The organism is Arhodomonas sp. KWT2 (genome assembly GCF_041949875.1).
GTDB lineage: Bacteria > Pseudomonadota > Gammaproteobacteria > Nitrococcales > Nitrococcaceae > Arhodomonas > Arhodomonas aquaeolei.
On the sequence record NZ_JBHFPQ010000039.1, the window covers coordinates 90,612 to 114,716 of the forward strand.

Genomic DNA, 24,105 nt, shown 5'->3' on the forward strand with positions numbered 1-24,105 from the left:
CGGCACCTGCAAAGCCTTTTTTATCAATGGCTTAAAGACACCCTTGGGGAAAATTAACCATCGCCGAAAGTTGAGAACGGTTCGCATCCCGAAGCTACCCTCACGTACGACCGTCATTCCCATGCTGCCTCGTGCCGCGCCCGCTGTGGAGCGGCTCCTTTTATTGCCAGCATACCGTATCAGGCGCTTGCCCCGGAGCCAGCCACCCCGGTTTCATCGATGAACACCGGCCAGTCGCAACCATACTGCCTCAGCTGCGGGTCGGACGTCACCACCGCGACATAGCTGCATACGCCTGTTTCGGATACTTTGAGTCGCGTGAGAGCCACGTACAGAGCCCGCCTCACTTTTTCACTCTCGGCGGCTTCGACGCACACGACCAGGTATCGAGCCTCCCACCCCTTCATGCCGTGCATCGTCGTGACCTTGACTCCGTTGTTGCCGACGGAGAACCCTCGTTTCGCGGCGCTCGCCGCCCGGCTGTCCTGCTGCAGGGTGTGCACGGTGTTTATCCCGAGATGCTCGAGATGGGTCACCAGTTCGACCCCCAGTGAGCGCGTTGGCACGACGACGACCACGTCCGAGTACGCGGCCGGATCCTCACGCGCAACAGGCTCGAGCTCGGCCACGGCAAGCGCCCCGTATTGCGGGACCCGGCCCCCTGGCACTTGGCGCCAGCGCATCTGCGTCGGGGCATGGAGTTGCAGTGGCCGCGTGCCGGGTATCTGGTCCCCTTCCTTGTGACTGAGTACGCGTGACGCGAATTCACTCACGAAAGGAAGGTAGTCACCTGGGAGACGATGGCAGGTGTACAGTTCGCTCCATTTCCCCCTGAACCCCGCGCCCGACATGGCCTCGTCGGTCCATGACTCGGCCCTGCCGTAGAGATCCTGCGTGGCGTCCGCCGCCAGGATGAATTCGCCGCCGTTACGTATCGCGCGGCGTGCGACATGCCACCAGTGGGGCGACCAGTCCTGCCCTTCATCCACGAGCAACGCGTCGTAGCCGGTGTGCCGGTGGCCACCAAGCCTGTCGAGGGTTTCCAGGGCCCTTTCGGTCAGACGGGGCAGTTCCTCGTCGCATACGTGTTTAAGCGCGACCTGCCGGCCCTCCTCGGTCCGTTGTTCGTCCGGTTTATGGTGCCGCCAGAGCGCCCTGTACGATTCCGTGAACCCCGCCTGCTCACAAATGAGTTTGCACCAGGCATGGAAACCGAGAACGGTCACGCGTTCGTCGCGGCAATAGGGCGCACGTGCCCGGTCCACGAGATCCCTGATGTAGCGAATCAGCGCGTTATTGAAGGTCAGGACAAGCACCCGCCGCCCCTGGGCCTCCAGGTGGGCCGCACGACCGGCGATCACGTGGGTCTTGCCCGTCCCGGCCGCGCCGCGGATGCGGCGAAGGCCTGACCGCGTTCTCGTGCTCACCAGCGGCTTCTGAACCGGGTCGAATACCAGTGGTTGTCGTTGGGCCGCGCGATACTCCGGTTCTCTCAGCCAGGCCCTCAACTCCGCGGCGGCGGTTTCGCTCATCAGCTTCGACCGGGATCGACCGGACTCGGGGAAGACACGGTGAACGCGTTCTCGCGCCAGCGCTTCCCGACTCACGGCTGGCGCGTAGCGGTGGGGCTGGAATGCGGCGTCCGCGCAGAACCGGGTCACCTCCTCTTCGCTCGCGTAAGGGAATATGAGTCCCGCGGTAACCGCGCCGAAGCCAACACTACCCCATTCCCGGCGGACGGTCGGGATATAGAGCTCTGCCACGTTTTCCCGCGTCGAGCGGAGTGCCGCGAATGGATTGATCACGGGTACGGCCCCCGCTTCGTCCTGAACATAAAGGGTTAGCGGGCTGCCGGGGGAGTCTCGCCGGAAGGCATACCCGCCTTCCCAGATCGGATACTCGACGAGCCGATAGACGGCGAGCCCGACCTCCGGGTTGAGTAGGACCACGTCCGGGGATAGGCCATTGAAATGGGGGCGGACATAGATCTCCCACGCCAACGGCAGACGCGCGTGGAAAAAGCGCACCACTTCCTCGAGCCCCGGGCTGGCAGCTGACCGCAAGTGAGGAAGGGCCTCCAGGCGTGGCATTACGATGCGCTGAGGAGAGGAATCCATGGGTACACCCTGCCATCGCGAATCGCCCGCGCCGGGAAGCGCAAACTTGCGAGCCGGCATGCCCGGGATATGCCTCGTATGGAGTGCAACGCTGGCAGGCAAAGGCGGCCGGTGGCCGACACGGGCCGGGGCTGCCCGTCTGGAGCACGCGGCGCGGGACGCGCAGGCCACTTCGTGGACATGGTTCACGGCCAGATCGGCGAACCGACGGGGCCGGGCGGCAGTCAGCCACGCGCCGGGGACGGTTGCAACAAGCTCCCTGCGATCTGCGAGCGCGGCCTCGAGGGGCTGCCACACGAGCGGGTGCACTCCAGCATAACGACACCATCGGAAACCTGGGCGCTGTTACCGCCGGTTACCACCGCCGCTATTCACGCCCGCGACATGCCGTCTCACCCGCCCACACATTCCGCGGCCACCGGTGTGACGGACGCATTCGCCCCGGCCAGGCCGGGCCGCACGGTGAACGGCCCGCGCGCCGGCCAACTCCGCCAGGTGAGGCGTCGTCAACGTCCGTCACTACCACGTCGATACCGGCCAGGTCCGTGGGGCCCAGGAATGGCACCCAACGTCACGCCGGCGTCTCGCCCGCCACCGGCAGGAGAGCTGTCGCAGAGTGCCTCACCTGCGTCTCAGTGACTACGCTGGTGCAACGCCTCGAGGTACTCGCGGAACTGCGCGCCGAGCTCCGGGTGCTTGAGGGCGTACTCCACGGTGGCCTGCAGGTAACCGAGCTTGTCACCACAGTCGTAACGCGTGCCGCGGAACTCGTAGGCGAACACCGGCTCATCGCGCATCAGCGCGGCGATGGCGTCGGTGAGCTGGATCTCGCCGCCGGCGCCGGGCCGGGTCTGGCGGAGCTTGTTGAAGATCGCCGGATTGAGGATGTAGCGCCCGACCACGCCGAGGGTCGACGGCGCGGCCTCCGGCGCGGGCTTCTCGACGATGCCGCGCACCTCGCTCAGCCGCTCGGCCACCGGCGAGGCGTCGACGATGCCGTAGCGGTCAGTGTGCTCCTCGGGTACCCGCTGCACACCGAGGATGCTCGCGACATGGGCGTCGTACTGATCGGTCATCTGGGCCAGGCAGCCGCTGCCCTCCGGGTCGTCGATGAGGTCGTCGGCCAGGATCACGGCAAAGGGCTCGTCGCCCACGATGGGCTCGGCGCAGAGCACGGCATGGCCCAGGCCGAGGGCCTCGGACTGGCGGATGTAGACCACCGCCACGCCGTTGGGCAGGATCTCGCGGACCTGGCGCAGGCGGTCCTGCTTGCCCTTGGCCTCGAGCTCGGTCTCCAGCTCATAGGCCTTGTCGAAGTGGTCCGGGATGCTGCGCTTGTTGCGCCCGGTCACGAAGATCAGGGTCTCGATCCCGGCCTTGGCGGCCTCCTCCGCGGCATACTGCACCAGCGGCTTGTCCACCACCGGCAGCATCTCCTTGGGGTTGGCCTTGGTCGCGGGCAGGAAGCGCGTCCCCAGCCCGGCGACGGGAAATACGGCCTTGCGGATGCGTCGCGTCATAGTGCTCGATTCCTGGTTGCGGACCCCGTGCGGGGGATGGCGCCTATCGATACACCGACCGCCGGGGGCGCACAAGAGGGCCGCGCCGGGAGGCGCGGCCGCAAACGCCGCAGGGCCACGGGTGTCACCGGACGGTGACGTCCTCGCGAATGCCCTCCAGCGTCGTCTCGCCGATGCCGTCCACCGCGGTCAGCCCCTGCTTGGACTCGAACGGCCCGTGGGCCGCCCGGTAGTCGACGATGGCCGCCGCCTTGACCGGGCCGATGCCGTCGAGGCGCTGCAGCGCCTCCACGTCCGCCTCGTTGAGGTTGATGGCCGCGGCGAACACCGCGGGCGCCACAGCGAGTGCGGCCGCACACAGGGCGGTCTTGAGCAGTTTCATGGCAAAGCCCTCCTTGGTTTCGGGATTTCCTTGACGGCGATGACTCCCATCGCCGGGATGCCACCGCGTGCGGATCACGCGGTGACGAAAGAGCTTACCCCGCGGCGGACGGCGATCACAAACCCGGTGCGTCGCCGGCGCCCGACAGCTCGGCCTCCGCGCTCGCCAGGGCGGCCGGCGGGTCCACCGCACGGGTAATGGGACGGCCGATAACCAGGTCCGTGGCCCCGGCCGCGAGCGCTGCCGCGGGCGTCATCACCCGGCTCTGGTCGCCGGCGGCGACACCCGCCGGGCGGATGCCCGGCGTCACGCGGCGGAAACCCGGCCCGCCCAGCGCCCGCATGGACGCCGCCTCCCGTGCGGCGCAGACGACACCGTCCAGCCCCGCCTCCACGGCGAGGCCGCCGAGCCGGCTCACCGCGGCATCCACCGGGCCGGCGATACCAATACGCTCGAGGTCGGCGTCGGAGTGGCTGGTGAGGATAGTGACGCCGGTAAGCAGGGTGGCGTGACCGCCGGCGTCCACAGCGGCACGTGCGGCCTCCATCATGGCGGGACCGCCGAGGGTGTGGACATTGACCATCCACACGCCCAGATCGGCGGCGGCCCGGCAGGCGCCGGCCACGGTGTTGGGGATATCGTGGAACTTGAGGTCGAGGAACACGTCCCAGCCCGCGACGCTCCAGCGCCGCACCACCTCGGGACCGGCGCGCAGGAACAGCTCCTTGCCAACCTTCAGCCGACAGCGGCCGACCGGCAGCGAGGCGACCAGCGTCTCGGCGGCGGCGACATCGTCGAAGTCCAGCGCGACGATGATCCGCGGCGTTTCCGCCTTGTCCATGCTACTCCCCCTGCAGCCCCTTGACGGGCTTGATGGTGCTCCAGGCGCGGCAGCTCGGGCACTGCCAGTGCAGCTGCCGGGCGGCGAAGCCGCAGCGCTCGCACCGGTAGGGCTGGCGGTCGCCGATCAGCGCCTGGAAGAGCTGATGAAGGACGCGGAGGTCGCGCTGGCGGCGCCGGTCCGGGTCCTCGTCGTCGATGTTGAGCTCGATGAGCCGGTTGAGCCCGCGCACGGAGGGCCGGCGCCGCAGCTGGGAGGCCATGAACTCCACCGCCGCCTGGCGCCCCTCGGCCTCGGCGATGAGCTCGGAGAGCTTCATTACCACGGAGGCGCCGTCGTAGGCATGCATGGTCCGGTAGAGGAACCGCCGGAAGCGGTTGAGCTGGCCCAGCTCCCGATAGCATGCCTCCAGCGGCGGCAGCACCTCGGGGAGGTAGTCGAGGTCCTGGTTCTGGACGTGGCGATAGGCCCGGGCGGCGGCGCGGACATGGCCGCGGCTGCGCTCCAGGTCACCGCGGAGCATGTTTGCGCGCACGCAGGTGGGATCGAAGCCGAGCGCGCGCTTGAGCAGGCCGCGCACCTCGTCGTCGCTGTCACCGCGACGCATCGCCTCCTCGGCCTGCTCACAGCAGAACTGGGCGCAGCGCCCGCCGAGATCCTCGCCGGTCACCCGCGCCAGGCGCTGGGCGACCCGCACGGCCTCCTCCCACTCCCGCTCCTGCTGGTAGATATCCAGGAGATGGCGCAGCGCGGTGACTGCGTGGTCATCGAGCTCGGCGACCTCACCGAAGATCGCCTCGGCCCGATCGAGGAGCCCGGCGCTCATGTAATCCTTGGCGAGCTCCAGCATGGCGTAGGCATGCTGGCCGCGTTCCAGCGACGGCCGCGCGATGAGGTTCTGGTGGATGCGGATCGCACGGTCGACCTCGCCCCGCCGGCGGAAGAGGTTCCCCAGGGCGAGGTGGGTCTCCACGGTGTCGGAATCCACCTCGACCATCCGGGTGAAGACCTCGATGGCCTTGTCCGGCTGCTCGTTGAGGAGGAAGTTGAGGCCGCGGAAGTACTCCGGCGAGAAGCTCGCGCGGCGACCGCGCTGACCGCCTCCGGCGTCACGCCGGCCGATCACCCACCCGGACAGGGCCGCGACCGGCAACAGCAGCCACAGCAGCTCAAGCATCGTCAGGGGTTGTCGCGCAGCGGCAGCTTGCGCAGCTCGTCCACCTCGGTACGCGCCTGTTTCGCCTCACGGCGCAGACGGGCGAGCTCGCGGCGCTGGCGCACGATCAGTGCCGTCGTGGAAACCGCCCCGAGCACGGCGCCGCCGAGCAACGTCACCGCCAGCCACAGGGAGAGCGGCATGGTCGCGGTACCGAAGTAGTAGTTCACCTGGGCGTCCCCGGCGTTGAGCATGGCGAAGCTCAGCCCGAGGGCGATCACGGCGAGGGCGAGGATGAATAGCACTAGACGTCGCATCGGTGTGCAGGTCCCTTCATGCAGCTGGAGTCCGGGGAGGTGCGGACATTCTGAAGCAAGCCATGACGGGAGTCACGCCGGCGGGGCGAAGCGGCCCCGCCCGATACGGCGTCGCCGGGTCACTCGCGAATGGGGTGGTCGCTGCCGTCGTTCACCCGCTCACGCATCTCCTTGCCCGGCTTGAAATGCGGAACGTACTTGCCGGGCAGCGCGACCGGATCCCCCGTCTTGGGGTTACGGCCGATGCGCGGGGGACGATGGTGCAGCGCGAAGCTGCCGAAACCGCGGATCTCGATCCGCTGCCCCGAGGCCATCGCCTCGCTCATCTGCTCCAGCAGGGTTTTGACCGCCAGCTCGACATCCTTGTGGGGGAGGTGTTGCTGACGATCGGCAATGAGGTCAATTAGCTCGGATTTGGTCATCGTTCTACCAGCAAGCCTGATCCGCCACGGACGCAGCGGAGCCCCCAATCAGAAAGGCCGGGAGGTCGCCCACGGCATGAGCGACCCCCCGGCCCCGCGGCCGCGTTACTCGTGGTCCTTGTTCTGCATCTGCTCCTTGAGCAGATCACCGAGCGCGGTGGTGCCCGCATTGGACGGCCGGCCGAAGTCCTCCACGGCCTCGCGGTCCTCCTGCTGGTCCTTGGCGCGGACCGACAGGTTGATCATGCGGTTGCGGCGGTCGACGGCGGTGAACTTGGCCTCCACCTCGTCGCCCTCGCTGATCACCTGGCGGGCATCCTCGACCCGGTCGCGACCGAGATCGGAGGCACGCAGATAGCCCTCGACCTCCTCGGCCAGCCGGATGGTGGCGCCCTTGGCGTCCACCTCGATGACGGTGCCCGTCACGACGCTGCCCTTCGGGTGCTCGGCGACCCAGCTGGACAGCGGATCCTGCTCCAGCTGCTTGATACCGAGGGAGATGCGCTCACGCTCCGGATCCACGGAGAGGACCACGGCCTCGACCTCGTCGCCCTTCTTGAACTGGCGCACGACCTCCTCGCCGGCGTCGTTCCAGGACAGGTCGGAGAGGTGCACGAGGCCGTCGATCCCGCCGTCGAGACCCACGAAGATGCCGAAGTCCGTAATGGACTTGATCGCCCCGGCGACCCGGTCGCCCTTGTTGTACTGGGCGGCGAACTCGTCCCAGGGGTTGGGCTGGCACTGCTTCATGCCCAGCGAGATACGGCGGCGCTCACCGTCGATATCGAGGATCATGACCTCGACCTCGTCACCGATCGCCACGACCTTGGCCGGGTTGACGTTCTTGTTGGTCCAGTCCATCTCGGAGACGTGGACGAGACCCTCGACACCCTCCTCGATCTCGACGAAGGCACCGTAGTCGGTGATGTTGGTCACGCGACCGTTGACGCGCGCACCCTCGGGGTAGCGGCCGGCGATGTTCTCCCACGGATCCTCGCCAAGCTGCTTGAGGCCCAGGGAGACGCGATTGCGCTCGCGGTCGAACTTGAGGACCTTGACCTGGATCTCGTCGCCGACGTTGACCACCTCGGAGGGGTGCTTGACGCGACGCCAGGCCATGTCCGTGATGTGCAGCAGGCCGTCGATGCCGCCGAGGTCCACGAAGGCACCGTAGTCGGTGAGGTTCTTGACGATGCCCGGGAGCACCTGGCCTTCCTGGAGCTTCTCCAGCAGCGCCTCGCGCTCGGCACTGTACTCCTCCTCGACGACGGCGCGGCGGGAGACCACCACGTTGTTGCGCCGGGGGTCGAGCTTGATCACCTTGAACTCGAGGTCCTTGCCCTCGAGGTAGGTAGTGTCGCGCACCGGACGGATGTCCACCAGCGAGCCGGGCAGGAACGCGCGAACGTTGCCCAGGTCCACGGTGAAGCCACCCTTGACCTTGCCGCTGATCTGGCCGGTCACGGTCTCGCTCGCCTCGTAGGCGGATTCGAGCTTCTTCCAGACACGGGCACGCTTGGCCTTCTCGCGGGACAGGCGCGTCTCGCCGAAGCCGTCCTCGACGGCGTCCAGCGCGACCTCGACCTCGCTGCCCACCTCGACCTCGACGTTGCCCTCGTCGTCGATGAACTGCTCCAGGGGAATGACCGCCTCGGACTTGAGGCCGGCGTTGACGATGACGTCGTCACCGTCGATTGCCACCACGGTGCCGTTGACGATCGCACCGGGGCGCATGTCGGTGTTCGAAAGGCTCTGTTCGAACAGTTCAGCAAAGCTTTCGCTCATGGATGAGTTGATCCCAGACCGTAACCAGTCAAGTTGTTGCCATACATACGGGAAGCGGCCCCCACCGGTTTACGGGGGTCGCTCCCACTTTCTTGTCGAGTCTCCAGGGGTCGGGTTCAGCGGCGCTGCTGCCAGCGACGCACCTGGCTCATCACCGCCTCGGCGGCCTGATCGACGTCGAGCTCGGTCGTATCGAGCACAACGGCATCTTCTGCCGGGGCGAGAGGGGCCACCGTGCGGGACGCGTCGCGCCGGTCACGCGCGGCGATCTCCTCTACAAGACCGCGAAGACTAGCACCAAGCCCTTGGTCTATCAACTGTTTATAGCGTCTGCGGGCGCGCTCGTCCACCGACGCGGTGAGGAAGACCTTCACCACGGCATCCGGGAAGACCACCGTCCCCATATCGCGGCCGTCCGCGACCAGCCCCGGGGGCTGGCGGAAGTCGCGCTGGCGCTGCAGCAACGCCTCGCGCACGGCCGGCAGTGCCGCGATCCGCGAGGCCGTATCGCCGCAGTCCTCGGTGCGGATGGCGGCGGTCACGTCCTCGCCGTCAACGAACACGCTGGAGTCGGTCTCGCCGCTGGCGAAACGGATATGGATGCGCCGGGCGAGATCCACCACGGCGGCCTCGTCGGCGGGATCGACACCGTCGCGGACCACCGCGTGGGCGAGCACACGGTAGATCGCGCCGCTATCGAGCAGGTGCCAGCCCAGGCTGTGCGCGAGGCGGCGGGCGATGGTCCCCTTGCCGGAGCCGCCGGGGCCATCCAGGGCGATAACGGGCACGGACTCGCTCATGTTGCCTCCGGCGTATGCCACTGCTCGGCCAGCATCAGACCAACGGCGCGCGCCTCAGCGGCGAAGGTGGGGTAGGAGGTGGCCACGTTGGCGCAGTCGTCGATCACCACCGCATCCCGGGCCATCAGGGAGGCGACCGCGAACGACATGGCAACACGGTGGTCACCGTGGGCATGCACACGGCCGCCGGTGAGGCCGCGGCCGCCGCGCACGATCATGCCGTCCGGCGTGGCGGTGACGTCGGCCCCCAGGGCGGCGAGCCCCTCGGCCATCACCGCGATGCGATCGCTCTCCTTCACCCGCAGCTCCTCCGCCCCGGTGACGCGGGTCTCGCCGCTCGCCGCCGCGGCGGCGACGAACAGCACCGGGAACTCGTCGATCGCAAGCGGCACCAGGCGCGCCGGCACGTCGATGCCGTGCAGCGGCGCATGGCGCACGCGCAGGTCCGCCACCGGCTCACCGCCGACCACGTCCTCGCGCACGGCGGTGATGTCCGCACCCATCAGGCGCAGGATCTCGATCACGCCGGTGCGGGTCGGGTTCATGCCGACGTGCTCCAGGATCAGATCGGAGCCCGGGGTGATGCTCGCCGCCACCAGGAAGAACGCCGCGGAGGACACGTCCGCCGGCACGCTCACCGGCGTCGCCGTCAGCCGGCCGCCCCCGGCGAGGGTCACGGTGCCCGCCTCGCGCCGCACCGGATAGCCGAAGCCGGCGAGCATGCGCTCGGTGTGGTCCCGGCAGGGCGCGGGCTCGCTGATGCGGGTCTCGCCCTCGGCGTAGAGGCCGGCGAGGAGCAGCGCGGACTTGATCTGGGCGCTGGCGACGGGCAGCGCATAATCGATGCCGTGCAGCCGGCGGCCACCGCGCACGGTGAGCGGCGCGGTGCCGCCCTCCGCGGTCTCGATCAGCGCGCCCATCTCCGCGAGGGGCGCGGTCACCCGGCGCATGGGCCGGCGGGTGAGCGAGGCGTCGCCGGTGAGCGTGGTATCGAAGGCCTGACCGGCGAGCAGCCCGCAGAGCAGCCGCATGGCCGTGCCCGAGTTGCCCATGTCCAGCGCCGCCGCCGGCGCGCCCAGCCCGTGGAGCCCTGCCCCGGCGAGCCGCAGGGCGCCGCTGTCCGGACCCTCCGCGGCCACGCCCATGGCGCGGAAGGCGGCCAGGGTGGCGAGCACGTCCTCGCCCTCGAGGAGGCCGTCGATCACGGTCTCTCCCTCGGCGAGGGCCCCGAACATCACCGCCCGGTGGGAGATGGACTTGTCGCCCGGGACCCGCAGGCGGCCGCGCAGCCGCTCGCCGCCGGAGGCGGTGAAGGTCAGTCGTGATTGAGCGTGTGTCATGCCCTGCCCGGCCCTAGCGTTCGAACACGTGGAGGAAGTCGTCCCGCGTGGCCTTCGCCCGTGAGAACACCGCCTCGAGGCTGTCACCGTCGCCGGCGCGCACCCACTCGGTGAGCGCATCCAGGTCCTCGCGGTAGCGCAGCAGCGTCTCCAGTACCGCCTCCCGGTTGGCCAGGCAGATGTCGCGCCACATCACCGGATCGCTGGAGGCGATGCGGGTGAAGTCCCGGAAACCGCCGGCGGCGTACTCGAAGACCTCGTGGCTGGCGTCCCAGCGGCTCAGGGTGTCCACCAGCCCGTAGGCCAGCAGGTGCGGCAGGTGGGAGGTCGCCGCGAGCATGCGGTCGTGATGGGCGACGGCCATCTCGCTGACCTCCGCGCCGGCGCTGGTCCACATGCCGCGCACGCGCGACAGCGCCGCGGGGTCGGTGTCCGGCCCCGGCGTGAGGATGACCCGGCGGCCGCGAAACAGCTCGGGGAACCCGGCCTCCACACCGGAGCGCTCGGTGCCCGCCACCGGATGGCCGGGCACGAACCAGGGCGGCACGGCACCGAACACCGCGCGCGCGTCCTCGACCACGCTGCCCTTGGCGCTGCCCACGTCGGTGACCACGCAGTCCGCCGGCAGGGCGTCGGCAACGGCCTCGAACACGCCGCGCACCGCGCCCAGCGGGACGCCGATCACGACCATGTCGGCATCCGCCACGCCCCGCGCGGGATCCGTGGTGCCCCGGTCGGCAACGCCCAGCGCCACCGCGCGGTCGACGCCCTCACGGCGCCGGCCCACGGCGACGACCTCATCCACGGCGCCGGCCTCGCGCAGCGCCCGCGCCAGCGAGCCGCCGATCAGCCCCATACCGATGACGGTTAGCTGGCCGATGCGGATCATGCGCGCTCCCCGGACAGCGCCTCGCCCAAGGCCTCGACGAAGCGGGCGTTCTCCCCGGCGGTGCCCACGGTCACGCGCAGGAACCGCGGCAGCCCGTAGCCGCCGATCGGCCGCACGATCACGCCGCGGCGCAGCAGCGCCTCGTTGACAGCACCCGCGTCGTCGCCCACCTCCACGGCGAGGAAGTTGCCCGCGCTGGGCAGCACCGTGAGGCCCAGACCCTCGAGGCGAGCGCGCAGCCACTCGCGCTGCTCGCTGTTGAGCGCGACCGAGCGGTCCACGTGGTCCGTGTCGGTGAGCGCGGCCTCCGCCGCCGCCTGGGCCACGGAGTTCAGATTGAAGGGGTGGCGCGCACGGTTGAGCAGATCGGCGATCTCGGGACTGGACAGGGCATAGCCCGCACGCAGGCCGGCGAGACCGTGGATCTTGGAGAAGGTCCGTGTAATCACCAGGTTCGGATAAGTCTCCAGCCAGCGGCGGCCGTCCACGTAGCCGGTACAGTCACGGGCGTAATCGACGTACGCCTCGTCGAGCACCACCACCACCTCGCGGGGCACACGCGCGATCAGCGACTCCAGGGTGTCGCCGTCCAGCCAGGTACCCGTCGGGTTGTTGGGGTTGGCGATGAACAGCACCCGTGTCTGTCCGCCGATACCGGCGAGCAGCGCCTCCGGGTCGTGACCGTAGGGCTGGGGATGGTCGGCGGCGTTGGCCGCCGCCACCACCGCCTCGGCGCCGACGGTGCGCGTGGCGATGGCGTACACCGCAAAGGCGTGCTGCGAGAACACCGCCTCGCGCCCCGGGCCGAGGAAGGCGCGGGCCAGCAGGTCGAGGACGTCGTTGGAGCCGTTACCGAAGGTGATGCACTCCGGGGCGACGTCGTGATGACGCGCCACCGCGTGGCGCAGGGCATGGGCGCTGCCCTCCGGATAGCGGTGCACACCGGTGACGGCGTCCCGCGCCGCGGCCACCGCGGCCTCGCCCGGGCCGAGGGGATTCTCGTTGGAGGCGAGCTTGACGATGTCGCTCACCCCGTACTCGCGGGCGAGCTCGGCCTCGGGTTTGCCCGGCTGGTAGGGCTGGAGGTCCCGCACGCCGGGCACCGCCAGATCGCAGAAGGGGATCGCGTCGCTGCTCATCGCTCTCGCCTGTGTGCTATGTCTGCCGCCGCCGCTCAGTCGCCGGCACGCGGGTAGGAGCCGAGCACCTTGATCAGGCTCGCCAGCTGCTCCATCTCGCCGAGGGCACGCTTGAGCGTCGGATCCTCGGCGTGGCCGAGGACGTCGATGAAGAACACGTATTCCCACACCCCCTGGCGCGAGGGCCGCGACTCGATCCGGCTCATGTTGAGCCCGTAGCGCGCGAGCGGCGCCAGCAGTCCGGCGAGGCCGCCCGGCTGGTTGGGGCGCGAGACCACGACGGAGGTCTTGTCCTCGCCGGTGGCGGGCGGGGTCGTGTTGCCGAGGATCAGGAAGCGGGTGGTATTCACCGCGCCGTCCTGGATGTTGGGGAAGAGGACCTCGAGCTCGTAGCGCTCGGCGGCGGCATCGGAGGCCACCGCCGCGGCCCCCGGCGCCGACGCCGCCAGGCGCGCCGCCTCGGCGGTGCTCGATACCGGGATGCGCTCGGCCTGGGGCAGGTGTAAATCCAGCCAGGCGCGGCACTGGGCCAGCCCCTGCTGGTGGGAGTACACCCGCAGGATCGCCGCGAGGTCCTCCACGCGGCTGACCAGGTTGTGACGCACCGGCAGCTCCACCTCGCCGACGATCTTCAGGTGCGAGGTCAGGAAGCGGTCGAGGGTATGGGAAACCACGCCCTCGGTGGAGTTCTCCACCGGCACCACGCCGTAGTCGGCGTTGCCGGCCTCCACCTCGCGGAAGACCGCGTCGATCCCCTCCTGGGACATGGCCCTCATGCCATGGCCGAAGTGCTTGAGCGCGGCCTCCTGGGTGTAGGTCCCCTCCGGACCGAGGTAGGCGACGGACAGCGGCTGCTGCAGGGCCAGGCACGACGACATCAGCTCGCGGAAGAGCCTGAGCACGTCGCCGTCCGGCAGCGGCCCCGGGTTGGCCGCCCGCAGGCGCTTGAGCACCGAGACCTCGCGCGAGGGGCGGTAGAAATCCCCGGGCTCGCCGCTCTCGCGCTTGATCCGTGCGACCTCGCCCGCCGCCTCGGCACGGGCGTTGATCAGCCGCAGGATCTCGTCATCGATGCTGTCGATGCGCTCGCGCACCTGCTGCAGCCGGTCCGTCTCGTCGCTCATGGCCCGCTCCTACTCGATGACCCGCACCGCGAGCACGCCCTCGATGCCGCGGATGCGCTCGACCAGCTCGCCGGGGATGCTGCCCTCGACATCCACCACGGTGTAGGCGAGGTCGTTGCGGGACTTGTTGTACATGTCCGCAATGTTGAGCCCCGCGTCCGCGAGCGCGGTGGAGATCTGACCGAGCATGTTCGGGACGTTGTTGTTGGCCACCGTCAGCCGGTCGCCCGCCCCGTTGCGCGGCAGCATCATCTCCGGGAAGTTCACCGAGTTCACCACGTTACCGGTCTCCAGGTAGTCCCGGAGCTGGTCGGCGGCCATGATCGCGCAGTTGTCCTGCGCCTCGTTGGTGGACGCACCGATGTGCGGCAGGGTGACCGCCCGGTCATGGTCCTTGAGGGCGTTGCTCGGGAAGTCGCAGATGTAGGCGCCCAGGCGCCCGGCATCCAGGGCTTCCACCACCGCCGGCTCCTCGACGATGCCGGAGCGCGCGAAGTTGAGCAGCACGGCGCCCTCGCGCACCTGGGCGAGACGGTCGGCATTGACCAGCCCGCGGGTGGCGTCGATCTCGGGCACGTGCAGGGTGATCGCGTCGGACTCGGCGAACACCTCGTCGACGCTGTGCGCCCGGCGCACGTCCGCCTCCAGCTTCCACGCGCTGTGGATGGTGATCTGCGGGTCGTAACCGATGACCTTCATGCCCAGCGCGCGGGCCGCGTTGGCCACCTGCACGCCGATGGCACCTAGGCCGATCACGCCGAGGGTGCGGCCCGGCAGCTCGAAGCCGACGAACTGCTTCTTGCCGGACTCGGCCTGACGGTTGATCTCGGCATCGTCGCCTTCCAGGCCGCGGGCGAAGGCCCACGCCGGGCAGATGTTGCGGGCGGCGAGCAGCAGCCCGGCGACCACCAGCTCCTTGACCGCGTTGGCGTTGGCACCGGGGGTATTGAACACCGGGATACCGCGATGGCTGAGCTCGTCCACCGGCACGTTGTTCACGCCGGCACCGGCACGCGCCACGGCCTTCACCGTCTCCGGCAGGGCCATGCCGTGCATCTTGTGCGAGCGCAGCAGAATGCCGTCCGGGTGCTGGATCTCCGAGGACGCCTCGTAGCGCTCCCGCGGCAGTCGGTCGAGCCCCTTAACGGAGATATTGTTGAGAGTGAGTATCTTGTACATCAGCGCTCCTGCTTTCTTCCGTTCGCCGTGCCGCCGGCCTCAGCCGTGGCGGCGCTCGAAGTCCTGCATGAACGACACGAGGGCGTCGACGCCCGCCTCGGGCATCGCGTTGTAGATGCTCGCCCGCATGCCGCCGACACTGCGATGGCCCTTGAGGGTGGCGAGCCCAGCCGCCTTCGCCTCGCTGAGGAAGGTGTCGTTGAGCGACTCGTCCGCCAGCACGAAGGGCACATTCATCCAGGACCGGCAGTCCGGGTCCACGGGATTGCGGTAGAAGCCGGAGGCGTCGATGGCGTCGTAGAGCTTGCCGGCCTTGCGCCGGTTGATCTCGGCCATGGCCTCGAGGCCACCCTGGCGCTTGAGCCACTTGAACACCAGCCCCGCCATGTACCAGGCGAAGGTCGGCGGCGTATTCGCCATGGAGTCGGACTCGGCCATCTTCTGGTAGTCGAGGATCGCCGGGGTCTCGGCCATCGCCGAACCGAGCAGGTCCTCGCGCACGATAACCACGGTCACGCCCGCCGGGCCGATGTTCTTCTGGGCGCCGGCGTAGATCATCCCGAATTTCGAGACGTCGATGGGCCGGGAAAGGAGCGTCGAGGACATGTCCGCGACCAGCGGGACCTCGCCGACATCCGGGACCCAGTGGAACTCCACGCCGCTGATGGTCTCGTTGGGCGTGTAGTGGAGGTAGGCGGCGTCGCTGGAGCGCTGCCAGCTCTCGAGCGCCGGGATGGACATGGGGTCGCCGTTGCCGCCCTCGGCGACGACATTGACCTCGCAGTACTTGCGCGCTTCGGCGATGGCCTTCTTCGACCAGTTGCCGGTATTCACGTAGTCGGCGGAGCCGCGCCCGCGCAGCAGGTTCATCGGCACCGCCGAGAACTGGCCGGAGGCACCGCCCTGGAGGAAGAGCACCCGGTAGTTGTCCGGGACCGCGAGCAGCTCGCGCAGGTCGGCCTCGGCCTCGGAGGCGATGGACACGAACTCCTTGCCGCGATGGCTCATCTCCATCACCGACATGCCGGAGCCCTGCCAGTCGACCAGTTCTTCCTGGGCCTGACGCAGGACCTCTTCGGGTAGCGCTCCGGGACCCGCGCTGAAGTTATACACGCGCGACATACAATCTCGCTCCTGACAGCTTGCGAAAACCGTTGGCGCGCCGGCGTCTACTCGGCGTCGGCGCCCTCCTCGTCGTCATCCAGCACCTCGATGCGCGCCACCCCGACCAGGTGCTCGCCCTCGCTCAGGCGGATGAGCATCACGCCCTGGGTGTTGCGCCCCAGCCGCGATACCTCGTCGACGCGGGTGCGCACCAGGGTGCCGGCATTGGTGATCATCATGATCTCGTCGCCGTCCACGACCTGGGCGGCACCGACCACGCCGCCGTTGCGCTCCGAGGTCTGGATCGATATCACGCCGCGGCCGCCACGACCGCGGATGGGGTAGTCGCTCACGGCGGTGCGCTTGCCGTAACCGTTCTCGGTGGCGGTGAGCACGTCACCGTCGCCCAGGATCAGCAGCTGGATCACCGCCTGCCCCGGGTCGAGGCGAATCCCGCGCACGCCGGTGGCGGTACGCCCCATCGGCCGCACGTCGGCCTCGCCGAAGCGGATGGCCTTGCCGGCGTCGGTCACCAGCATGACCTCGCGCTCGCCGTTGGTGACGCCAACGTTGACCAGGGCGTCGTCCTCGCCGAGGTTCAGCGCGATGATTCCGCTCGAGCGCAGCCGCGAGAAGTGCGACAGCGGCGTCTTCTTCACCGTACCATTGCGGGTCGCCATGAACACGAAATGCTCGTCGTCGAACTCGCGGATCGGCAGCACCGCGCTGATCCGCTCGTCGGACTCCAGCGGCAGGAGATTCACCACCGGCTTGCCGCGGGCGTTGCGGCTGCCGTGGGGCAGCTCGTAGACCCGCAGACGGTAGACCTTGCCGCGGCTGGAGAAGCACAGCAGGTGGTCGTGGGTGTTGGCGACGAACAGCTGGTCGATGAAGTCCTCGTCCTTCATGCGCGTCGCCGACTTGCCCTTGCCGCCGCGGCGCTGGGCCTGGTAGCTGTCCAGCGGCTGGCTCTTGGCGTAGCCGTTGTGCGAGAGCGTGACGACCACGTCCTCCGGCGGGATCAGGTCCTCGGTGGTGAGGTCGAGCTCGTCGTGGAGGATCTCGGTGCGGCGCTCGTCGCTGAAGCGCTCGCGCAGCGAGACCAGCTCCTCGCGGATCTCGCGCATGAGCCGGTCGCCGCTGGCGAGGATGTCGAGCAGGTCCTCGATGGTGGCGAGCAGCTCGCGGTACTCGTCCAGGATCTTGTCCTGCTCCAGCCCGGTGAGGCGGTGCAGGCGCAGGTCCAGGATCGCCTGGGCCTGCTGCGCGGTGAGCCGGTAGACGCCGTCGCGCAGGCCGAACTCCTCGGCGAGCCCCTCGGGCCGGGACGCCTCGGCACCGGCGCGCTCGAGCATGCCGGTGACCATGCCCGGAGCCCACTCCCGCGAGGCCAGCGCCTCGCGCGCCTCCGCCGGCCCCGGCGAGGCCTTGATCAGGGCGATGACCTCGTCGATGTTGGCCAGCGCCACCGCCAGGCCCTCGAGGACGTGGGCGCGCTCGCGCGCCTTGCGCAGCTCGTAGACGGTGCGCCGCGTGACCACCTCGCGGCGGTGGCGCAGGAAGGCGTCGAGGACGTCGCGCAGGTTGTGCTGCTTGGGCTGGCCCTGGTGCAGCGCGACCATGTTGATGCCGAACACGGTCTGCAGCTGGGTATGCTGGTAGAGGTTGTTGAGCACGACCTCGGGCACCTCGCCGCGACGCAGCTCGATGACCATGCGGATGCCCTGCTTGTCCGACTCGTCGCGCAGCTCGGTGATGCCCTCGATGCGCTTTTCCTTGACGAGCTCGGCGATCTTCTCGAGCAGCCGCGCCTTGTTCACCTGGTAGGGCAGCTCGCTGACCACGATCCGCGGCTTGCCGGCGCCGTCCTCCTCGAAGGCGCAGCGCGCGCGCATGACCATGCGCCCGCGGCCGGTGCGATAGGCCTCGCGGATGCCCGCGGTGCCGTTGATGATGCCGCCGGTGGGCAGGTCCGGGCCGGGGATGAAACCGATGAGGTCGTCGACGGTGAGCGAGTCGTCGTCGATGAGCGCCACGCAGGCATCCACCACCTCGCCGAGGTTGTGCGGCGGGACGTTGGTGGCCATGCCCACGGCGATGCCGGAGCCGCCGTTGACCAGGAAGTTCGGGACCTTCGTCGGCAGCACGGTGGGCTCGGACTCGGAGCCGTCGTAGTTGTCGACGAAGTCGACGGTCTCCTTGTCGATGTCCGCGAGCAGCTCGTGGGCGATGCGGCTCATGCGCACCTCGGTGTAGCGCATCGCCGCGGCGTTGTCGCCGTCGATGGAACCGAAGTTGCCCTGCCCGTCGACGAGCAGGTAGCGCATGGAGAAGTCCTGGGCCATGCGCACGATGGTGTCGTAGACCGCCGAGTCGCCGTGGGGGTGGTACTTACCGATGACGTCACCGACCACGCGCGCGGACTTCTTGTAGGGCTTGTTCCAGTCGTTGCCGAGCTCGCGCATGGCATAGAGGACGCGCCGGTGCACCGGCTTGAGGCCATCGCGCACATCCGGCAGGGCGCGGCCCACGATCACGCTCATGGCGTAATCGAGGTACGACTGCCGCATCTCGTCCTCGAGGTTGACCGGCAGGATCTCCTTGGCGACGCTCGACATCGGGTGGTCTCACTCGGCTTTGGGCGATGCTCGGAACCCGCGCGGGCGCGAGTGCGCCGGCGGGCGTGTCATAAAACACGTCATGTTATCACAACGACGGCCCCGGGACGGCCGCCGCCCGGCTCAGCCGTCGACGCGTTCGGCGCTCTCGATCACCAGCGTCTGCCGGGGCACGTCGCTCATGCCGCTGGCCCGCCCGGTGGGCACCCCCGCCATCTCGTCGACCACGTCCATGCCGTCCACGACCCGGGCGAACACCGCGTAGCCGAAGTCGCGCTCGCCGTGGTCGAGGAAGGCGTTGTCGGCGAGGTTGATGAAGAACTGCGAGGTCGCGCTGTCCACCGCCTGGGTGCGCGCCATCGACAGCGTGCCGCGCTCGTTGTCGAGCCCGTTGTCCGCCTCGTTCTCGATGGGCTCGCGGGTCGACTTGCGCTGCATGTCCTCGGTGAACCCGCCGCCCTGGATCACGAAGCCGGGGATGACCCGGTGGAAGATGGTGCCGTCGTAGAAACCGGCATCCACGTAGGCGAGGAAGTTCTCCACGGTCACCGGCGCCCGCTCGGCATAGAGCGCGATCCGGATGTCGCCCCGGTTGGTGTGGAAGACCACCTCGGGCTGCGGGGCGGCGGACGCCGTGCCGACCATGCCGGCCAGCGCGAGGGTGAGCAGTGCGTTCTTCATCGTTTCTCCTTGGCTCGGTAGTTCAGGGGCCGCGCTCACTCCTGCGCGAGGGCGGCCAGTCCGTGGGTGTCCGGGCGCTCGACCACGCCGCGCTCGGTGACGAGCACGTCCACCAGCGACGCCGGGGTGACGTCGAACACCGGATTCCAGGCGCCGGCGCCCGGGGCGGCGATGCGCTGGCCGGCGACGGACAGCACCTCCTCCGCATCGCGGTACTCGATGGGGATGTCGGCACCGCTGGCGGTGGCATAGTCCAGGGTGGAGAACGGCGCGACCACCATGAAACCGACCCCCAGCGCCCGCGCGGCGAGCGCCAGCGGGTAGGTGCCGATCTTGTTGGCGACATCGCCGTTGGCGCTGACACGGTCCGCGCCGACGATCACCCAGTCGACCACGCCGGTACGCATCAGCGACGCCGCCGCGGCATCGGCGATCACCTCCACCGGGATGCCGTCGGCGAGCAGCTCCCAGGCGGTGAGCCGCGCCCCCTGCAGCCACGGCCGGGTCTCGTCGGCGAACACCCGGCGGATGCGGCCGGCGGCCCAGCCGGTGCGGATCACCCCCAGAGCGGTGCCGAAGCCCGCCGTCGCCAGCGAGCCCGTGTTGCAGTGGGTGAGCACGCCGCAGTCGCGGCCCAGCCGCTCGGCCCCGAGCTCGCCCATGCGACGGTTCGCGGCCACGTCGGCGTCGTGCAGCGCCTGCGCCTCGGCGAGCAGCGCCGCCGCGTCGGCGCCGCCGGCGGCGGCCTCGCGCATGCGCGCCAGCGCCCAGGCCAGGTTCACCGCCGTCGGCCGGGAGGCGGCGAGCGCCGATAGCCCGGCGTCAAAGTCGTCGTCCCTTGCCGCCATGGCGGCACCGTAGGCGGCGGCGATGCCGATCGCCGGCGCCCCGCGGACCACCATGTCACGGATGGCCGCGGCCACCCCGCGGGCATCGTGGCAGCGGCGATAGGCGATGCGCTCGGGCAGCACGCGCTGGTCCAGCAGCATCAGCGATCCGTCCGCCGCGTCCCAGGCGACGGCGCGGACCCGGTCGTGTTCGGCGATACTCAACAACACCCTCCGGCAGTCGACCCCCGCGCCACACGTGCGGGGCGCGTCAGTATGCCACACCGGCGGGAAGGGAGCCGGCGGGTGAGCGCGCCCCTCCACCGGGCCTGCGGATTCACCGAAATGTAGCGGGAGCCGTGACGCGCTTAGTAGCATTCCCCCACCAACCCGCCGCACCCGCCACCCGTGCAGGAGGACAGGCATGCAGACAGTCGATCAGGTCATTCACGCCGGCTGGGTGATCCCGGTGGAGCCATCGGGACAGTGCCTGCCGGCGCACAGCGTCGTCATCGACGGCGGGCGGATCGAGGCGGTGCTGCCCACCGACGAGGCCGGCGGCCGCTACGAGCCCCGGGTCGTCCATGACCGCCGCGATCACGCCGTGCTCCCCGGCTTCGTCAACGCCCACACCCACGCGGGCATGAATCTGCTGCGCGGGCTCGCCGACGACCTCCCGCTGATGACCTGGCTCAACGAGCACATCTGGCCGGCGGAGGCCGCCCACGCCGGTCCGGAGTTCGTCCAGGACGGCACCCGGCTCGCAGTGGCGGAGATGCTGCGCGGCGGCACCACCTGCTTCAACGACATGTACTTCTTCCCCGACGTCACCGCCCGCACCGCACGCCAGGCCGGTATCCGTGCCGTGGTGGGGATGATCTTCATCGACTTCCCCACCGCCTGGGCCTCCGGGCCGGACGAGTACATCGACAAGGGACTCGCCGTACACGATGCCTGGCGCGACGACGCCCTGATCACCACGACCTTCGCACCGCACGCGCCCTACACGGTGAGCGAGCCCAACCTCGAGAGGCTGCGTACCATCGCCGACGAGCTCGCCCTGCCGGTGCATATCCACCTCCACGAGACCGCCGACGAGATCCAGCAGAGCCTGGCCGCCACCGGCGAGCGCCCGATCCGGCGCCTCGACCGACTCGGCCTGCTGGGCCCCGGACTGATCGCCGTGCACATGACACAGCTCGACGACGCCGAGATCGCCCGCATCGCCGAGACCGGCGTACAGGTCGTGCACTGCCCGGAATCCAACCTCAAGCTGGCCAGCGGCCTCGCCCCGGTGGCCGCGCTGGGCGCCGCCGGCGTGAACGTCGCGCTGGGCACCGACGGTGCCGCGAGCAACAACGACCTGGACATGCTCGGCGAGCTCCGCACCGCGGCCATGCTCGCCAAGGGCGTGGCCAGGGACCCGGCGGCCCTGCCCGCTGCCCGGGCTCTGGAAGCGGCCACCCTGGGGGGCGCCCGCGCCCTGGGCCTGGGCGATCGCGTCGGCAGCCTGACCCCCGGCAAGGAGGCCGACGTGATCGCCGTGCGCATGGACGGCATCGAGAGCGCACCGCTCTTCCACCCGATCTCCCAGCTCGTCTACGCCAGCGGCCGCGACCAGGTCAGCGACACCTGGGTCGCCGGACGGCACCTGTTCAACGACGGCGTACTCACGACCCTGGACCAGGAGGAGATCGTACGCCGGGCCCACGGCTGGCGTGATAAGATCGCCGGAAAGCCGTCCTGAGCGCGGAGCCGTCATGTCGCCACTCAGCGAAAACGCCGACCCCGGGGAACTGGCCAAGTTCAACCGCAGCGCCGCCCACTGGTGGGACCCGGAGGGCGAGTTCCGCCCCCTCCACGAGATGAACCCGCTGCGCCTGGACTTCATCGAGGAGGCCACCGGCTCGCTAGCCGGGCGCCGCGTCCTCGACGTCGGCTGCGGCGGCGGACTGCTGGCCGAGGGCATGGCCCGGCGCGGCGCCCGCGTGACCGGCGTCGACCTCGGCGACGAGGGCCTGTCCGTGGCGCGGCTGCACGCCGGCGAGAGCGGCCTGGAGATCGACTACCGCCACGCCTCGGCGGAGACCATGGCGGCCGAGGCCCCCGCCACCTTCGATGTCGTCACCTGCCTGGAGATGATCGAGCACGTCCCCGACCCGGCGGCCGTGGTCGCCGCGTGTGCACGCGCCGCCGCACCCGGGGGGACGGTGGTCTTCTCCACGGTCAGCCGCACGCCCAAGGCCTGGCTGCTCGCGGTCGTGGGCGCCGAGTACGTCGCCGGCCTGCTGCCCCGCGGGACCCACGACTACACCCAGTTCGTGCGCCCCTCCGAGCTCGCGGCCTGGGCGCGCGACGCCGGCCTGTCACTCACCCGGCTCACGGGCATCCACTACAACCCGGTGACCCGGCGATGCCGCCGCTGCCGCGACGTGAGCGTCAACTACATCGCCGCCTTCCGGGCGGACGGGGAGCAAGGGGGGCGGGACTGACGAGATGGCACCGCTGGCCCGCGCCGTCCTCCTCGACCTGGACGGCACCCTGCTCGACACCGCCCCGGACCTCATCGGCAGCCTCAACGACCTGCGCGCCGAGCAGCACCTCGCCCCTCTGCCCGCCGGCCAGCTCGCCACCGTCGTCTCCCACGGCAGCGGCCCGCTGGTGCGGCGGGGCTTCGATATCGATCCGTCCGACACCCGCTTCGCCGGACTGCGCAAGCGCTTCCTGGCCATCTACCGCGAGCGCGTTCACCGCGAGACCCGCGCCTTCGCCGGCATGGACGAGCTGCTGGCGGTCCTCGAGGCGCGGCACGTCCCGTGGGGCATCGTCACCAACAAGCCCGGCTGGCTCACCCGGCCGCTGGTGGCTGCGGTCGGGGACTACGTGAGCCGCGGCTGCCAGTTAAACGGCGTCGACCTCGCCCAGCGCAAGCCCAACCCCGACCCCGAGCTGCAGGCCTGCGACGCGCACAACCTGCCCCCGGAGGCGTGCGTGGTCGTGGGCGACGCCCAGCGCGACGTCGAGTCCGGGCAGCGCGCGGGGGCGATCACCCTGGTGGCCCTGTTCGGCTACGTCCACGCCGAGGACCGCGTCACCCACTGGGGGGCGGACGGCCTCATCGGCCACCCCCTGGACATCCTCAACTGGCTCGAGCCGGCCTGACGGAAGCACCGGCGCCACCGCCAGGGTGACGCCTGCGCGGCGGACCACTCGCCAGCCCGAGACCGTTTCCGGCCCTGGTGAGCGGGCCTCGCCGCCGATTCGCGAACCTAGCGCAGGTGCTCGGCGGCCCAGCGCCCGACCTTCTGTTCACGTGCCTTGCTCCGGCGATACCCCTGCCGCGCCAGGTAACCCTGGCTCGCCGCCACGACGAGCAGCAGGATCACCATGAATGGCGGCACGACGCCACGCACGAACGACGGCGCGTCCTCCTCGGGGATGAGCGCCAGACTGAGCGTGTCCCCCTCCAGGCCGACATGCTCGACGACCCCCTGGACACGGAACTCGCGATTGACGGTGTCGCCCAGGAGCTCCGTCAGGGCAAGACCCCGCCGTTCGAGGAACGCCTCCCGTGCGCCGCCCCCCGCCAGCTCGAAGCGGCCCTTCAGCTGCGTACGGACCTGCCCGGAGCGGGACCGGTTCCAGGCCTGGAACGGTTCTTCGACCTCTTTGACGTAGGCGGGAAGGAGAACCTTGAGGAGGAGTCTGGAGAACCAGACGGCGTCTTGCCGGGAGAGCAGCGCCGCATCGTCAGCCGCCAGCAGCGGCGACGACTCGTCGATGCGGTCGAACACGCGCTCCGCCCGGTAGCACCCGTCGGAGACATAGTACTCGTCGCACAGCGCCTTCACATCAGCCTTCAAC

22 protein-coding genes are annotated in these 24,105 nt (G+C 69.7%); 3 read left to right on the top strand and 19 right to left on the bottom strand.

All coding sequences use genetic code 11. The features are described from left to right. Nucleotides 1-179: 179 nt before the first annotated feature. From ACEZHJ_RS07280 to mtnA, 18 genes are all read right to left on the bottom strand, one after another. Nucleotides 180-2,177, bottom strand: coding sequence for a UvrD-helicase domain-containing protein (locus ACEZHJ_RS07280; protein WP_375036380.1), 1,998 nt, complete (start codon nt 2,175-2,177; stop codon nt 180-182). Between the two features lie 572 nt (nt 2,178-2,749). Then, nucleotides 2,750-3,637: a UTP--glucose-1-phosphate uridylyltransferase GalU gene (gene galU / locus ACEZHJ_RS07285; RefSeq protein ID WP_375036381.1), complete on the bottom strand. Its 888-nt coding sequence runs from the start codon at nt 3,635-3,637 to the stop codon at nt 2,750-2,752. Nucleotides 3,638-3,761: 124 nt separating this feature from the next. Continuing rightward, a complete protein-coding gene (locus tag ACEZHJ_RS07290) occupies nt 3,762-4,019 on the bottom strand; it encodes a helix-hairpin-helix domain-containing protein (RefSeq protein ID WP_163139599.1) in 258 nt (85 codons plus the stop codon). A gap of 115 nt (nt 4,020-4,134) precedes the next feature. Next, a complete protein-coding gene (gene pyrF, locus ACEZHJ_RS07295; RefSeq protein ID WP_259202192.1) occupies nt 4,135-4,860 on the bottom strand; it encodes an orotidine-5'-phosphate decarboxylase in 726 nt (241 codons plus the stop codon). 1 nt (nt 4,861) lies between these two features. Continuing rightward, nucleotides 4,862-6,037: a lipopolysaccharide assembly protein LapB gene (lapB, locus tag ACEZHJ_RS07300; protein ID WP_018718585.1), complete on the bottom strand. Its 1,176-nt coding sequence runs from the start codon at nt 6,035-6,037 to the stop codon at nt 4,862-4,864. Between the two features lie 2 nt (nt 6,038-6,039). Then, nucleotides 6,040-6,333, bottom strand: coding sequence for a lipopolysaccharide assembly LapA domain-containing protein (locus ACEZHJ_RS07305; protein WP_026321136.1), 294 nt, complete (start codon nt 6,331-6,333; stop codon nt 6,040-6,042). 119 nt (nt 6,334-6,452) lie between these two features. Further along, complete coding sequence (locus tag ACEZHJ_RS07310; protein ID WP_018718587.1) at nt 6,453-6,755, bottom strand: integration host factor subunit beta; 303 nt, start codon at nt 6,753-6,755, stop codon at nt 6,453-6,455. Nucleotides 6,756-6,860: 105 nt separating this feature from the next. Then, on the bottom strand, nt 6,861-8,540 hold the full coding sequence (gene rpsA / locus ACEZHJ_RS07315; protein WP_018718588.1) for a 30S ribosomal protein S1: 1,680 nt from the start codon (nt 8,538-8,540) through the stop codon (nt 6,861-6,863). A gap of 116 nt (nt 8,541-8,656) precedes the next feature. After that, nucleotides 8,657-9,340 carry a (d)CMP kinase gene (cmk, locus tag ACEZHJ_RS07320; RefSeq protein WP_018718589.1) on the bottom strand — a complete coding sequence of 228 codons (684 nt, stop codon included), beginning with the start codon at nt 9,338-9,340 and terminating at the stop codon, nt 8,657-8,659. Continuing rightward, on the bottom strand, nt 9,337-10,680 hold the full coding sequence (gene aroA, locus ACEZHJ_RS07325; protein ID WP_018718590.1) for a 3-phosphoshikimate 1-carboxyvinyltransferase: 1,344 nt from the start codon (nt 10,678-10,680) through the stop codon (nt 9,337-9,339). The genes cmk and aroA overlap by 4 nt, the downstream gene beginning before the upstream one ends. Before the next feature lie 13 nt (nt 10,681-10,693). After that, nucleotides 10,694-11,569, bottom strand: a complete 876-nt coding sequence (locus tag ACEZHJ_RS07330; protein WP_018718591.1) for a prephenate dehydrogenase/arogenate dehydrogenase family protein — start codon at nt 11,567-11,569, stop codon at nt 10,694-10,696. Then, entirely contained in the window at nt 11,566-12,708 is a 1,143-nt protein-coding gene (hisC, locus tag ACEZHJ_RS07335; protein ID WP_163139595.1) for a histidinol-phosphate transaminase, read from the bottom strand. Before hisC ends, ACEZHJ_RS07330 begins: the two co-directional genes overlap by 4 nt. Nucleotides 12,709-12,743: 35 nt before the next feature. Continuing rightward, nucleotides 12,744-13,832, bottom strand: a complete 1,089-nt coding sequence (gene pheA, locus ACEZHJ_RS07340; RefSeq protein WP_375036382.1) for a bifunctional chorismate mutase/prephenate dehydratase — start codon at nt 13,830-13,832, stop codon at nt 12,744-12,746. Nucleotides 13,833-13,841: 9 nt separating this feature from the next. Then, the gene (locus tag ACEZHJ_RS07345) at nt 13,842-15,011 is read right to left on the bottom strand and encodes a phosphoglycerate dehydrogenase (RefSeq protein ID WP_018718594.1); all 1,170 of its coding nucleotides are present in this window, start codon (nt 15,009-15,011) and stop codon (nt 13,842-13,844) included. 39 nt (nt 15,012-15,050) lie between these two features. Further along, the gene (gene serC / locus ACEZHJ_RS07350; protein WP_018718595.1) at nt 15,051-16,133 is read right to left on the bottom strand and encodes a 3-phosphoserine/phosphohydroxythreonine transaminase; all 1,083 of its coding nucleotides are present in this window, start codon (nt 16,131-16,133) and stop codon (nt 15,051-15,053) included. 47 nt (nt 16,134-16,180) lie between these two features. Further along, nucleotides 16,181-18,733, bottom strand: a complete 2,553-nt coding sequence (gyrA, locus tag ACEZHJ_RS07355) for a DNA gyrase subunit A (protein WP_018718596.1) — start codon at nt 18,731-18,733, stop codon at nt 16,181-16,183. Between the two features lie 123 nt (nt 18,734-18,856). Further along, complete coding sequence (locus ACEZHJ_RS07360; protein ID WP_018718597.1) at nt 18,857-19,414, bottom strand: peptidylprolyl isomerase; 558 nt, start codon at nt 19,412-19,414, stop codon at nt 18,857-18,859. A 35-nt stretch (nt 19,415-19,449) separates the two neighbouring features. After that, nucleotides 19,450-20,466, bottom strand: coding sequence for an S-methyl-5-thioribose-1-phosphate isomerase (gene mtnA, locus ACEZHJ_RS07365; protein WP_018718598.1), 1,017 nt, complete (start codon nt 20,464-20,466; stop codon nt 19,450-19,452). Nucleotides 20,467-20,665: 199 nt separating this feature from the next. Between mtnA and ACEZHJ_RS07370 the strand changes: the two genes are divergently transcribed. Genes ACEZHJ_RS07370 through ACEZHJ_RS07380 form a run of 3 tightly spaced genes read left to right on the top strand, consistent with a single transcriptional unit; the run spans nt 20,666 to nt 23,403 of the window. Next, nucleotides 20,666-21,988: a TRZ/ATZ family hydrolase gene (locus tag ACEZHJ_RS07370; protein ID WP_018718599.1), complete on the top strand. Its 1,323-nt coding sequence runs from the start codon at nt 20,666-20,668 to the stop codon at nt 21,986-21,988. Nucleotides 21,989-22,001: 13 nt separating this feature from the next. Continuing rightward, nucleotides 22,002-22,733 carry a bifunctional 2-polyprenyl-6-hydroxyphenol methylase/3-demethylubiquinol 3-O-methyltransferase UbiG gene (gene ubiG / locus ACEZHJ_RS07375; RefSeq protein WP_259202186.1) on the top strand — a complete coding sequence of 244 codons (732 nt, stop codon included), beginning with the start codon at nt 22,002-22,004 and terminating at the stop codon, nt 22,731-22,733. A 4-nt stretch (nt 22,734-22,737) separates the two neighbouring features. Then, nucleotides 22,738-23,403, top strand: coding sequence for an HAD-IA family hydrolase (locus tag ACEZHJ_RS07380; protein WP_375036383.1), 666 nt, complete (start codon nt 22,738-22,740; stop codon nt 23,401-23,403). Between the two features lie 107 nt (nt 23,404-23,510). Here the strand turns inward: ACEZHJ_RS07380 and ACEZHJ_RS07385 are convergent, their stop codons facing one another. Further along, nucleotides 23,511-24,104 carry a hypothetical protein gene (locus tag ACEZHJ_RS07385; protein WP_375036384.1) on the bottom strand — a complete coding sequence of 198 codons (594 nt, stop codon included), beginning with the start codon at nt 24,102-24,104 and terminating at the stop codon, nt 23,511-23,513. Between the last annotated feature and the right edge of the window lies 1 nt (nt 24,105).